Source organism: Corynebacterium sp. LaCa78, assembly GCF_046717505.1.
Lineage (GTDB): Bacteria > Actinomycetota > Actinomycetes > Mycobacteriales > Mycobacteriaceae > Corynebacterium.
Genome location: NZ_CP177112.1, coordinates 2,362,653 through 2,375,694 on the forward strand (window position 1 = coordinate 2,362,653; position 13,042 = coordinate 2,375,694).

6 protein-coding genes, 3 rRNA genes and 1 pseudogene are annotated in these 13,042 nt (G+C 52.1%); 5 read left to right on the forward strand and 5 right to left on the reverse strand.

Annotated elements, in window-relative coordinates; translation table 11 throughout:
- Positions 1–623: 623 nt before the first annotated feature.
- On the forward strand, positions 624–1,469 hold the full coding sequence (locus ACLI1O_RS11290; RefSeq protein WP_284796921.1) for a hypothetical protein: 846 nt from the start codon (positions 624–626) through the stop codon (positions 1,467–1,469).
- A gap of 642 nt (positions 1,470–2,111) precedes the next feature.
- Here the strand turns inward: ACLI1O_RS11290 and ACLI1O_RS11295 are convergent.
- A complete protein-coding gene (locus ACLI1O_RS11295; RefSeq protein WP_284783790.1) occupies positions 2,112–2,735 on the reverse strand; it encodes a hypothetical protein in 624 nt (207 codons plus the stop codon).
- 188 nt (positions 2,736–2,923) lie between these two features.
- On the opposite strand from ACLI1O_RS11295, the gene ACLI1O_RS11300 reads away from it, so the two are divergent.
- The 3 genes from ACLI1O_RS11300 (at position 2,924) to ACLI1O_RS11310 (ending at position 4,255) form a co-directional block, all read left to right on the forward strand.
- A complete protein-coding gene (locus tag ACLI1O_RS11300; RefSeq protein WP_203397387.1) occupies positions 2,924–3,037 on the forward strand; it encodes a ribbon-helix-helix protein, CopG family in 114 nt (37 codons plus the stop codon).
- Positions 3,038–3,320: 283 nt separating this feature from the next.
- Positions 3,321–3,911: a ParA family protein gene (locus tag ACLI1O_RS11305; protein WP_284783792.1), complete on the forward strand. Its 591-nt coding sequence runs from the start codon at positions 3,321–3,323 to the stop codon at positions 3,909–3,911.
- Positions 3,908–4,255, forward strand: a complete 348-nt coding sequence (locus ACLI1O_RS11310; protein ID WP_411706871.1) for a hypothetical protein — start codon at positions 3,908–3,910, stop codon at positions 4,253–4,255. Before ACLI1O_RS11305 ends, ACLI1O_RS11310 begins: the two co-directional genes overlap by 4 nt.
- Positions 4,256–4,467: 212 nt before the next feature.
- Here the strand turns inward: ACLI1O_RS11310 and ACLI1O_RS11315 are convergent, their stop codons facing one another.
- Positions 4,468–5,703 (reverse strand): IS256 family transposase, encoded by a 1,236-nt coding sequence (locus ACLI1O_RS11315; protein WP_411706872.1) that lies wholly within the window; start codon positions 5,701–5,703, stop codon positions 4,468–4,470.
- 210 nt (positions 5,704–5,913) lie between these two features.
- Between ACLI1O_RS11315 and ACLI1O_RS11320 the strand changes: the two are divergent.
- A pseudogene (locus ACLI1O_RS11320) lies at positions 5,914–7,072 on the forward strand (IS3 family transposase).
- 197 nt (positions 7,073–7,269) lie between these two features.
- Here ACLI1O_RS11320 and rrf read toward each other — a convergent pair.
- From rrf to ACLI1O_RS11335, 3 genes are all read right to left on the reverse strand, one after another.
- A 5S ribosomal RNA gene (rrf, locus tag ACLI1O_RS11325) occupies positions 7,270–7,387 on the reverse strand.
- Positions 7,388–7,537: 150 nt separating this feature from the next.
- Positions 7,538–10,610, reverse strand: a 23S ribosomal RNA gene (locus ACLI1O_RS11330).
- Between the two features lie 520 nt (positions 10,611–11,130).
- Positions 11,131–12,648 (reverse strand): 16S ribosomal RNA (locus ACLI1O_RS11335).
- The 16S, 23S and 5S rRNA genes sit together here, the layout of an rRNA operon.
- Positions 12,649–13,042: the final 394 nt, after the last annotated feature.

Consider the following 13,042-nt stretch of genomic DNA (forward strand, 5'->3'; position numbering starts at 1 on the left):
TCCTGGCAACCCAGAGAATGACCGCCGACGTGCTGCCAACTGCGATTCGCGACCTCTGCGGTGTGAAGCTTTGCGGACATGTCACCCGCCCGGAAGACGCTGAGCTGGTACTGGGACGCAGACCTGAGGACGGTGAACCGTCTCCGGTGGAAGTTGGCCGTGGTCGGTTTGTCTGCGCTGGTGAGGGCGGGAATCTCGTCGAAATGCAGGTGTTCGCTCCCTAGTTGTATGTCCCCCCAATCCAAGGCCGAGCGTGAGTGACCGCGCGGAGGCCGGTAAGGCCGACGCGGAGCGACCTCCCAGCGGGAGGAGCGCGAAGCCGAGGGAGGCCGAGAGGCCGGAGCAGAGGGAGCGGTAAGTGAGTGCCGCCGTGATTGGGGGGGATGCGGCCCGGTGCTCACAGGGACGGGGCCGCGCACCTTGTTTTAAGCGATTTTTCAGGGCAAGGCGGTCGCAGGCGCGACCGTCGCGGCAGCCCAGTGCCGGGGTTAGTGTTACCCGGCACCTCTGTAGCATGTATCACCCCAGCTCAGAAAGGATATTCAGGTGAAGCAATGCGTAGCAGAAAATGTAGCAAGACTACGCAGTCACGGTCATGGATGGCCACAGTATCAGCAGAGAAGATGAGCCGAAAGGAGATAGAAGAAGCTCTTGCACAGTACTCCTATCTAGGGCAGCTAGAAGAAGGCGAAGAAGACGGATACCGCCCCTGGCAGCTACTCATTGATGGCAACACCTCGCCGATCAGGTTTTCCACGCTTAAAAATAAACTACCCACGGGGCATCTAGAACCCCGCCGCGGTCCCATACAGCAGGCCATCGAGTACGTCACCAAAGAGACAACTCGTGTCACTGGAGAGCCAAGGCTAGAACACGGCATAATTAGACACAATGACGAAAAAGGGCGTCGCAAAGACGTCGAGATAGTTCGTGAAGCAGTCCTTGAAAAAGAGCTCTCCGCGGACCAAATATTTCTTCAAGTTCCAGAAGCTGCTCGTATGACTTCGTTCGTTGAAAGGCTCGTTGCTGCCCGAGAGCGCGCACAGAACTCAGAACCTCGAGAAATTGAGGTTCTGTGGCTGTATGGTCCGCCTGGCACCGGGAAAACATCACTAGCGGTGGATATAGGTGGCGACGATTTCTATCGAGTCACTGACTACTCCCATCCGTTTGATTCTTATGCAGGGGAAAAGACTCTGATTCTCGACGAATTCGATGGCTCGATGCCATTAAGCCTTGTACTCAATATCCTCGATGTGTGGCCTATGAGTCTTCCGGCTCGCTACGCGAACAAGGCTGCTGCGTACACGCACGTTGTGATGGTTTCTAATGAATCTCCGCGGGGCTACTATTTATGGGAGCCAGCATCGCGGCGACAAGCGCTTGCCCGGCGGATTGACACAATCATCCATATAGATTCCTATGGCGCTCACGACGAAACTCGCTTACGGGACAAATTCTTTGACTAACAAAACAACCTCATAGGGAGGGACTTCAGGCGGGTAGATTTTAGGACATGAAACTATATTCATTCATATACATATGAAGAACTATCCAACAATAATGTGACATTCTCCTGCAGTCCCTACAGTTCCGTGGGCATCGATTTGAATGCGTTCCAAGTCTCCGTTGTAAATACTTGCACCAGTTTGCACGCTGGTAGTGGTACCGGAATAGCGTGGCAAGGACGTCGCGCTTGCGCGACGTCCGCGGCAGCAATTAAACATTCCACTAGCAATCTCTGTCGAGGCCTGAAATCTAAACTTCGACTCGTTTGACTACACCCCAGACGACGAGGGCCGAAACTTTAAAAAGTTTCGGCCCTCGTCGCAACATCTGAGCATTACCATCCTGGTAAATTAGGTGCTTTTATTTCGTCGATGGTCCCCAGAGATTCTCTCTTTCTCGGAAGTCCTTTGCTTTTCTTTTGACCCACATTACAGTCAGCAGTCCAGAGACTAGGGTTCCGATAAGCCAAGGAATCGCGTCATCAAAATTTAGCGTGTGTCCTCGGCCCATTGAAAAAAAGAAAGCGAAGATAACGGCAACAAGTGCAAAGAAAATAATGCTGGTGCCAATCAGGCGAACAAGATACTTTTTTCTAGAAACCATTACTGTTGAAAGGCACACAATCCTGCGGAAGCGGCCAAGGCGGCTGCGATCGTCGCTGGACCACCGATGGCCTTTCCAGCACCGTTTACGAATGCAGGGCCAAGAGCTCGTACGATGGTGGAAGCGGTCAGCTTCCAATTGAAGGCTTTAATACCAGTTACGATGGCTGACCACGTGCCGCTAGTGAAAGCCGTGGCTGGAATTCCTAGCGCACTCCATAATACGCACTTTGCGTATGAATTTGCATCGTAAGTTTGTACCATAACTGGGGTTTTTGAACCTGCCTGAGGATGTCCAGGGTTGGGACTGTTGAAGGCTCGGGCCACTGCATGAAAGTCGCCCATGCTGTCTGCGTAACCATCTCTTATTACGGCTTGTTCATTGACGGTGAAGACACCATCTTTTTGGGGAATATATTCCGTAAACAGTACTTCTAGGTCATCAGCCAGTTGTGCTTCCTGTGCAGAAGTCGGTTCTGAATTTACTTCGGCAGCGGTAAAATCGGGGGAATTTGTCTCGGCTGCTGTAGCGTATGTATTTCCTCCAACCATGCTAAGTGCCACGCAGGCTATCATGGCGCGTTTGGTGCAGGTTCTTTTCAGCCATGAGTGAGAAGTATGCATTTCGAATCTCCTATGGGCGGTGATTAGGCATAGAGTACCTGAGTGTTGAGCTAGGGAACTTTTGCTCCTGCTCACTTTAAGTATATGTAATAAGGAAGAGGTTCTCCATGGTAAAAAGTCGCCTCTTCCGTGTCGAGGCCGAACTTATGCAATCATTGTTTGTGGTAGGAGCGAAAGGCCTTCTGATTATGGTTCAAGGACCTCACCGTTCAGACCGAGTGGTATCTATACGGATGTCAGAAGGCATCATCGAGCGCCTAGATGCTCTATGTGCCCGTACTGGTCGCAGTCGTGGCTTCTAACTCAAGATGGCAGTTACTGCGATGCTGTCCCAGTTGGAGGGATACCACTGGGGACACATCGCAGCGGACTTCGAAGACAAGAGCATTGAAAACGAGTTTTGCCGCATCAAGCTCGCAGGTCTGTCTGTAGAACATGACGATAAAAAGAAGCAAAAGACTCATCTGCCAGTACTTTTAGTATTTACAGTAAACTATACAACTGTAGACCTGTATAGATGTAAAACAGTATTTACTGAAATCTGTAAACTAATAGACGTAATGACGTATCCACCTAGGAGAAGCCATGATTATTACTGCCATTAACGCCAAGGGTGGCGTTGGCAAGACCACTACAACGATGTTTCTCGCTACGGTTTTCGCCCACCGAGGAAAGACCGTGACTGTCACAGACTTAGACCGGCAGGGTTCAGCTCTGGAATGGTCTGAACGCGCGGAAGATGGAGGCGACCCTTTACCGTTTGGGGTTGAATTGTCTATTCCCAAGCGTGTTGATAGGCAGGCGGCACTCGTCGGGGACGATGAGTTCATGTTTATTGATGTGCCACCAGGAGACGAGAACGCTATCGAAGCAGCAATCGCTGTCAGTGATTTCATCATTCTTCCGACCCGTTCTGCTGCAGCTGACCTTTCTCGTGTGTGGGAACTGCGCGACGCAGTTAGCGGAACACCGCATGCAGTCCTGCTGACGTTCGCTAGGAAGGGCACCAGTGCTCTTGATGCTGCACGAGAAGCACTTGATACAGAACAAATGCCCCACTTTAAAACCGAAATCCCGCTACGCGAGGACATGCACCTAGCCTTCGGCTACTGCCCAGGCCCAGAAATGCACGGCTATGAACAAGCCGCAGACGAACTCATGGAGATGATGAAATGAGCACCAGCAAAGAACGCGCCAGGGCCCAGCAAGGCCCGCGAACCTCCTCAAAGAAATCCGCAAGGCCGGCCCCGACCGCGGAGAAGAAAACAGTACGAGGTGCATTCCATCAACCCACCGGCCGCGACTACGTCAAGAAGATGACCGTCGAAATTGACCGCGAACTTCACGCAGAACTCAAAGTCATCGCCGCGCAAAAAGGCATGACCATTCGCGAGATTGTCAGCAACTACCTCGAAGAATACGTCCGCAACAACAAATACGGTTTTACAGGAATACAGCTTTACCGCACCTGTATTCCTGTAAACCCAGCAGGTGTAGATAAACCATCCCCACCGTCGTGAGGGTAAGTATGCGCAGGAGAAAACGGGGAGGTAGATCTTGAGTGAGGTGAACCTACCTTTAAAAAGTGCTATGAGATCTGGTGGTGGGGAGAAATATTTCTTGTCTGCGCTTAAGCAAGGGTCAAGTCCGTTTGAGTGGTGTTTCTACCTTTCGATAGAGCATGCAGTGTGATGGTGTCAGGGGCCAGCACGTGCTCGGTGCTTTAACTGGTTCATGCGACCTCCTTGGTGGTGTCAGCGTCTATGACGTTGGCGGTAATCAATGCTTTGGTCTGTTCCAGGCTGGTTAGTGACATGTAGCGGTTTTGCTGGATCCAGTCATCGTGTTGTTCTGTTAGGACAGCACCAACAAGGCGCACGACAGCGTCACGATTGGGGAAGATGCCTACAACATCCGTACGTCTGCGGATTTCACGATTGAGCCGTTCAGTAGGGTTATTCGACCAGACTTTCTTCCAGACGGATTTCGGGGCGTTGGTAAAAGCTAAGAGCTCGTCGAGGGCTTCTTCCAGGTAGCTGGCAACGTGGGGGAATTTATCTTCACAAAACGCTACGACCTCACGTGCTTGGGACCACACCGATTCCGAGTCTGGTTGCTGGAATATCGTATGAAACATCGCCGATAGGGTTGGCCACTGGGTCTTGGCAACCATCGAAGACAGGTTTTTAGAAAAGTGCGTTCGACACCGCTGCCAGGACGCATTCGGCAACACGTCACTAATCGCATGCTGGATTCCTAGATGCGCGTCACTGGTGACAAGATAGACCTCATTAAGTCCGCGAGCTTTAAGATCCCTAAAGAACCCAGTCCACGACGCCACAGACTCAGATGTAGCAACCTGCATGCCCAATAGCTCACGATAGCCTTCGGCATTAACCCCGGTAGCCACGAGGACGGAAGCTTTGACCACGCGTCCTCCTTCGCGGACTTTCATGGTCAATGCATCACAGGCAATATACAGGTATGGACCGGTATCGAGTGGTCGGGTACGGAAGTCTTCGACCATCTCGTCCAGGTCTTTAGCCATGTCAGATACCTGCGACTTTGAAAGATTATTAATTCCCAAACTGGCGACGAGATCGTTCATCCTGCGTGTGGACACGCCTTTTAAATAGCAGGTAGCTATTGCGGTTGTTAGTGCTCGTTCTGCCCGAGTGCGTCGTTGCAATAACCAGTCCGGGAAAAATGACCCGGTACGTAGTTTGGGTACAGCGACATCAATGGTGCCAACGCGAGTATCAAGATCGCGGTGGCGGTAGCCGTTGCGGACATTGGTTCGAGACTTAGACGTGGTGGCGTAGTCGGCGCCGCAGATCTGGTCTGCTTGAGTCGATAGGATTTGGTTGATGAATCCTTGAAGCATCTCGCGCATGAGATCTGGGGATGCTTGGGCCAGCAATTCGTCTAAGTAGGTAGTCGGGTCTATAGAATATGGGCTAGCGGCCATCGTGGTTATCCCTTTCGAGGAAGTGTGGTTACGGAATCGAAAGGTACTACGGTGGTCGCCGGCCTCATTCATAAGGGGCCCACCGTCAGTTACAGATACACCACGCTACTGGACGCAACCGTGGACACCTGATATCCAGCCCAGTCGGGCTGGCAAGATTGGTAATCTACCACCATGTCCAGGTACTGAGAACAGTTCAAACGCGATGCCGTGGCCCTCTATGAGAACAATGAGGACCTCTCGCTGAACTCAGCATCAGCCAAGCTCGGTATCAATCGAGCCTCGCTTCATGCTTGGGTCACCAAGTACGGCACCGGAAAACGTGCCCGCATAAAAGCAGTGCACGATCAAGCCCAAGCGGCGAATGATTCTGCGCGAATCCGCCAGCTGGAAAAGGAAGTCTCTAAGCTGCGCGAAGAACGCGATATCCTGCGTAAGGCCGCGAAATATTTTGCTTAAAGCAACTCACTGGTGATCCGCTTCCAGTTTGTCGATGACCACCGAACCGAATACTCGGCTTAAGCGGATGTGCCACGTTTTAAAGCTGAATCGTTCCTCGTTTTACAAGTGGGTGAGCACCCGCAAAAAGCGCAGGTTAAAGATATATTCTGACGGTCTTATTGGTGCAAGAATCACAACCATCTTCGATGATGAGCATGGTCTTTATGGGGCTAAACGCATCGCCGCAAGCCTTAAGGAAGACCCGGTGTATACCCCGGTCAATCACAAGAAGGTTGCACGCATCATGAAAACCATGGGACTAAAAGGCTTTAGCAAACGGCGTCGATGCATCACCACCCGGCGCAAGCCTGGTCACCGTGTCATGCCGGATTTACTAGGCCGTACATTCACCGCCAACGAGCCGAACCGTGTGTATGTCGGCGACATTACCTACCTGCCGTGTAAGGGCGGCAAGAACATGTATTTGGCCACAGTCATTGATACTTATTCGCGTAAACTTGCAGGTTATGCACTCGCAGACCACATGCGTGTCTCACTGGTCATCGATGCCCTAGCCCACGCACATGGTGTGCGCGGCAGTCTTGACGGGGCTATTTTCCATTCTGATCACGGCAGTGTGTACACCTCACAAACCTTTAGGAACTACTGCTCGTCGTTAGGTGTACGCCAGTCCATGGGAGCGGTGGGAACTAGTGCCGATAATGCCCTAGCAGAATCGTTTAACGCCACCTTAAAACGTGAAGTGCTACGTGATCGGAAAGTCTTTGACAACCCAATTACCTGCCGCCAAGAGGTCTTCCGGTGGTGCATGCGCTATAACACGCGCCGGCGGCACTCCTGGTGCAATCTCGTAGCGCCTGATGTCTTTGAAACCAAGACTTCGGCTATACTGACCACAGCAGCATAGCTAACCCCCGACGTGTCCACTGTCCGGGGGTCAGGCCCAAGATCGTCTTACTAGCTAACTAGCTGGGTGAATAGTGTCTGTGGGTGTGATTGTAAAACCCTGCTGTTTTGTAAGCAAAAAGGGCAAGGTCACCGTTGGAATCGGTGTCCTTGCCCCTCTCGGTACAAACTTTATTTTGTTGTTTGTTTGTTGTTTGGTGTCGGCGGTGACTTACTCTCCCACAACCTCCCGGTTGCAGTACCATCAGCGTGTACAGGCTTAGCTTCCGGGTTCGGAATGGGACCGGGCGTTTCCCTGTAGCTATAAACCACCGACAAACCTAAAAGAACACTACCCACCACACTGTGTGCGGGTGTTGTGTCAGATACTGCATAGTGGACGCGACACACAATAATGTGTTCATTTATTTGTTTACTCGCTTCACAAGTCCACCCAACATATCCAAACATTGTTTGGGTTGTTGTGGTGTGTTTGTTTTGGTCAATTAGTACCAGTAGCCTTCACACCTTACAGTGCTTCCAAGTCTGGCCTATCTACCCCATAGTCTTTAGGGGACCTCAAAAGAAACCTCATCTTAAAACAGGCTTCCCGCTTAGATGCTTTCAGCGGTTATCCCTTCCGTACGTAGCCAACCAGCGATACCCCTGGCGGGATAACTGGCACACTAGAGGTACGTCCGTCCCGGTCCTCTCGTACTAGGGACAGCCTTCTTCAAGTTTCAACGCGCGCGGCGGATAGAGACCGAACTGTCTCACGACGTTCTGAACCCAGCTCGCGTGCCGCTTTAATGGGCGAACAGCCCAACCCTTGGGACCTACTCCAGCCCCAGGATGCGACGAGCCGACATCGAGGTGCCAAACCATCCCGTCGATATGGACTCTTGGGGAAGATCAGCCTGTTATCCCCGGGGTACCTTTTATCCGTTGAGCGACACCACATCCACAAGTAGGTGCCGGATCACTAGTCCCGACTTTCGTCCCTGCTCGACATGTCTGTCTCACAGTCAAGCTCCCTTGTGCACTTACACTCACCACCTGATTGCCAACCAGGCTGAGGGAACCTTTGGGCGCCTCCGTTACATTTTGGGAGGCAACCGCCCCAGTTAAACTACCCACCAGGCACTGTCCCCAACCCAGATCATGGGCCAAGGTTAGATGCTCAATCCGATCAGAGTGGTATTTCAACAACGACTCCACCACCACTAGCGTGATAGCTTCACAGTCTCCCACCTATCCTACACAAACCGAACCAAACACCAATACCAAGCTATAGTGAAGGTCCCGGGGTCTTTTCGTCCTGCCGCGCGTAACGAGCATCTTTACTCGTAATGCAATTTCACCGGGCCTGTGGTCGAGACAGCAGAGAAGTCGTTACGCCATTCGTGCAGGTCGGAACTTACCCGACAAGGAATTTCGCTACCTTAGGATGGTTATAGTTACCACCGCCGTTTACTGGGGCTTAAATTCTCAGCTTCGCAACAAAAAAGTCACTAACCGGTCCTCTTAACCTTCCAGCACCGGGCAGGCGTCAGTCCATATACATCAACTTAACGTCTTCGCATGGACCTGTGTTTTTGATAAACAGTCGCTTCCCTCTATTCTCTGCGACCCCACAACACTCCAACCGCAAGGGTCTTCACATCACAGGGCCCCCCTTCTCCCGAAGTTACGGGGGCATTTTGCCGAATTCCTTAACCACAGTTCACCCGAACGCCTTAGTATCTTCAACCTGACCACCTGTGTCGGTTTAGGGTACGGGCCATACACACACTCGCTAGAGGCTTTTCTCGACAGTACAGGATCACCACCATCAACCCCTTTAGGGTCTACGCATCACGCCTCAACCACATGTGTAGCGGATTTACCTACCACACGGCCTACACGCTTACACCACCAATCCACTAAGTGGCGCGGCTACCTCACTGCGTCACCCCATCACTCGAACCACACATCAGGCCCCACGACATCAACACCACCAACACTCAAAGAATGCTAGGTAGCGTATCCGCAGTGGTTAGTATCAGTGCTTCATCATGGGCGCACATGTACGGGTACCAGAATATCAACTGGTTATCCATCGACTACGCCTGTCGGCCTCGCCTTAGGTCCCGACTCACCCTGGGAAGACGAACTTGACCCAGGAACCCTTAGTCATCCGGCGGTAAGGATTCTCACCTTACAATTCGTTACTCATGCCTGCATTCTCACTCGCACACAGTCCACGCCTCCTCACGGTAACGCTTCCACCCATGCACGACGCTCCCCTACCCAAACAACAAAAACTGTTGCTTGCCGCGGCTTCGGCGGTGTACTTGAGCCCCACTACATTGTCGGCGCAGAACCACTCGACCAGTGAGCTATTACGCACTCTTTCAAGGATGGCTGCTTCTAAGCCAACCTCCTGGCTGTCTTCGCGATCCCACATCCTTTTCCACTTAGTACACCCTTAGGGGCCTTAACCGGCGATCTGGGCTGTTTCCCTCTCGACTATGAAGCTTATCCCCCACAGTCTCACTGCCGCACAACACAATTGATGGCATTCGGAGTTTGGCTGACATTGCTAAGATTGTAGTCCCGCTCAACCAACCAGTCGCTCTACCTCCACCAAGCTCATACGACGCTGCACCTAAATGCATTTCGGGGAGAACCAGCTATCACGGAGTTTGATTGGCCTTTCACCCCTACCCACAGCTCATCCCCGCAGTTTTCAACCTACGTGGGTTCGCGCCTCCACAACCTCTTACAGCTGCTTCACACTGGCCATGGGTAGATCACCCCGCTTCGGGTCCAGGACATGCCACTAACCACCCCATTAGGATTCGGTTTCCCTACGACTACCCCACACGGGTTAACCTCGCGACATGCCGCTGACTCGCAGGCTCATTCTTCAAAAGGCACGCCATCACACACACAAGGTGCTCTGACGGATTGTAAGCACATGGTTTCAGGAACTATTTCACTCCCCTCCCGGGGTACTTTTCACCATTCCCTCACGGTACTATCCACTATCGGTCACACTGAGTATTTAGGCTTACCGGGTGGTCCCGGCAGATTCACAACAGATTCCACGAGCCCGTTGCTACTCGGGAACCCAACAACCCCCACATCATCATCTTCAGCTACAGGACTCTCACCTACTCCGGTAGATCATTCCAAACCACTTCACCTAACAACAATGCACAGGGCGTGCCACTGGTAGATGACACAAAATCAGGCCCCACAACACCGCACACACAACCCCTACCAGGTATCACATGCACACGGTTTAGCCTCATCCACGTTCGTTCGCCACTACTAGCAGAATCATTATTATTTTCTCCTCCTACGGGTACTGAGATGTTTCACTTCCCCGCGTAACCCCCACAACAGCTATGAATTCACTGAAGGGTAACCCCACATAACCAGGGCCAGGTTTCCCCATTCGGACATCCTCGGATCAACGCTTTATTGACAACTCCCCGAGGCTTAACGCAGCCTTACACGTCCTTCATCGGCTCAGCATGCCAAGGCATCCACCATGCGCCCTAAATAACGAACACACCAACCACCACACACAAACCACACAACCAACAAAAGGTCACGCAGCCCACGTGCGGTAGCAACAAGTGAACTTGACAAAATAAACAAAAAGAAAAATCACATCACACACATGAAACACCACCCACACAAAGCAAGTGGCACCATGCAGATGCTCGCGTCCACTATACAGTTCTCACACAACACCCCGAACCAGCAACCAACACCACCAACAAAGGCAGCATCCATCAACCAGTCAGGCACACAAAAAAGGGGATAATGCCCCAGACACCCAACAATGCACCAACGACTTACCACTAAACACTCATTTTTGTATGCATGGACACTTTTACGCATGTCACAAAGCACTGTCTCAACACTCGGTCCTGCTGATTAAGGTGTATGTCCTACCCGGAATTTCCATAATGCGGTGGCAGCAGAACACTCGCCTACTCAACCACCAACCCACCATCAAACAACAGTGGGCAACCCACAAACAGTGGGCCATTGGCTGCAACTGCAGCCCAATAAAAAGCTCCTTAGAAAGGAGGTGATCCACCCGCACCTTCCGGTACGGGTACCTTGTTACGACTTCGTCCCAATCGCCGATCCCACCTTCGACGGCTCCCTAACACGTTTAGGCCACCGGCTTCGGGTGTTACCAACTTTCATGACGTGACGGGCGGTGTGTACAAGGCCCGGGAACGTATTCACCGCAGCATTGCTGATCTGCGATTACTAGCGACTCCGACTTCATGGGGTCGAGTTGCAGACCCCAATCCGAACTAAGGCCGGCTTTCAGCGATTCGCTCCACCTCACAGTGTCGCAGCGCATTGTACCGACCATTGTAGCATGTGTGAAGCCCTGGACATAAGGGGCATGATGATTTGACGTCATCCCCACCTTCCTCCGAGTTAACCCCGGCAGTCTCTCATGAGTCCCCAACCAAATGCTGGCAACATAAGACAAGGGTTGCGCTCGTTGCGGGACTTAACCCAACATCTCACGACACGAGCTGACGACAACCATGCACCACCTGTACACCAACCACAAAGGGAAACTACATCTCTGCAGCGATCTAGTGTATGTCAAGCCCAGGTAAGGTTCTTCGCGTTGCATCGAATTAATCCACATGCTCCGCCGCTTGTGCGGGCCCCCGTCAATTCCTTTGAGTTTTAGCCTTGCGGCCGTACTCCCCAGGCGGGGCGCTTAATGCGTTAGCTACGGCACGAAAGTCGTAGAAAGACCCTCACACCTAGCGCCCACCGTTTACGGCATGGACTACCAGGGTATCTAATCCTGTTCGCTACCCATGCTTTCGCTCCTCAGCGTCAGTAACTGCCCAGTAACCTGCCTTCGCCATCGGTGTTCCTCCTGATATCTGCGCATTTCACCGCTACACCAGGAATTCCAGTTACCCCTACAGCACTCAAGTTATGCCCGTATCGCCTGCACGCCCGGAGTTAAGCCCCAGAATTTCACAGACGACGCGACAAACCACCTACGAGCCCTTTACGCCCAGTAATTCCGGACAACGCTCGCACCCTACGTATTACCGCGGCTGCTGGCACGTAGTTAGCCGGTGCTTCTTATCTAGGTACCGTCACACAAAGCTTCGTCCCTAGCGAAAGGAGTTTACAACCCGAAGGCCTTCATCCCCCACGCGGCGTCGCTGCATCAGGCTTGCGCCCATTGTGCAATATTCCCCACTGCTGCCTCCCGTAGGAGTCTGGGCCGTATCTCAGTCCCAATGTGGCCGTACACCCTCTCAGGCCGGCTACCCGTCGCCGCCTTGGTAGGCCATTACCCCACCAACAAGCTGATAGGCCGCGAGCTCATCCTACACCGAAAAAACTTTCCAACCACCACACTAAAGATGGTTCCTATCCGGTATTAGACCCAGTTTCCCAAGCTTATCCCGAAGTGCAGGGCAGATCACCCACGTGTTACTCACCCGTTCGCCACTCGAGTACCCTGCAAGCAGGGCCTTTCCGTTCGACTTGCATGTGTTAAGCACGCCGCCAGCGTTCGTCCTGAGCCAGGATCAAACTCTCCACAAAAAGAATTTCAGCAAAACACTGAAAAGGCCGTGAAAAGCCCAAACCTAACCAAAAGAACAAACCACCACAAACCACACAAAAGCAGGCCCATGCTGGCGTCCAAAAATTACTACAAAGAAAAATCATTGCCTCCCCAACCCGACGGGGCAAAAAAGGGAGACAAAAAGTTGAACACAATCACATGCCAACCAATCCATCAATGCAGCCGAAACACTAAACAGTATTCAAAAAGATGCGTATTCCAACACCTTACCGGCACACACCAACCAACAAACCACACAAGATTCGCTGGCCAACAGACCAATCAACACACAACCATGCACACAAAAATAAAAAATAAGTACATTGGCACACTATTGAGTTCTCAAACATCGTCACCACACAACAGCTACAT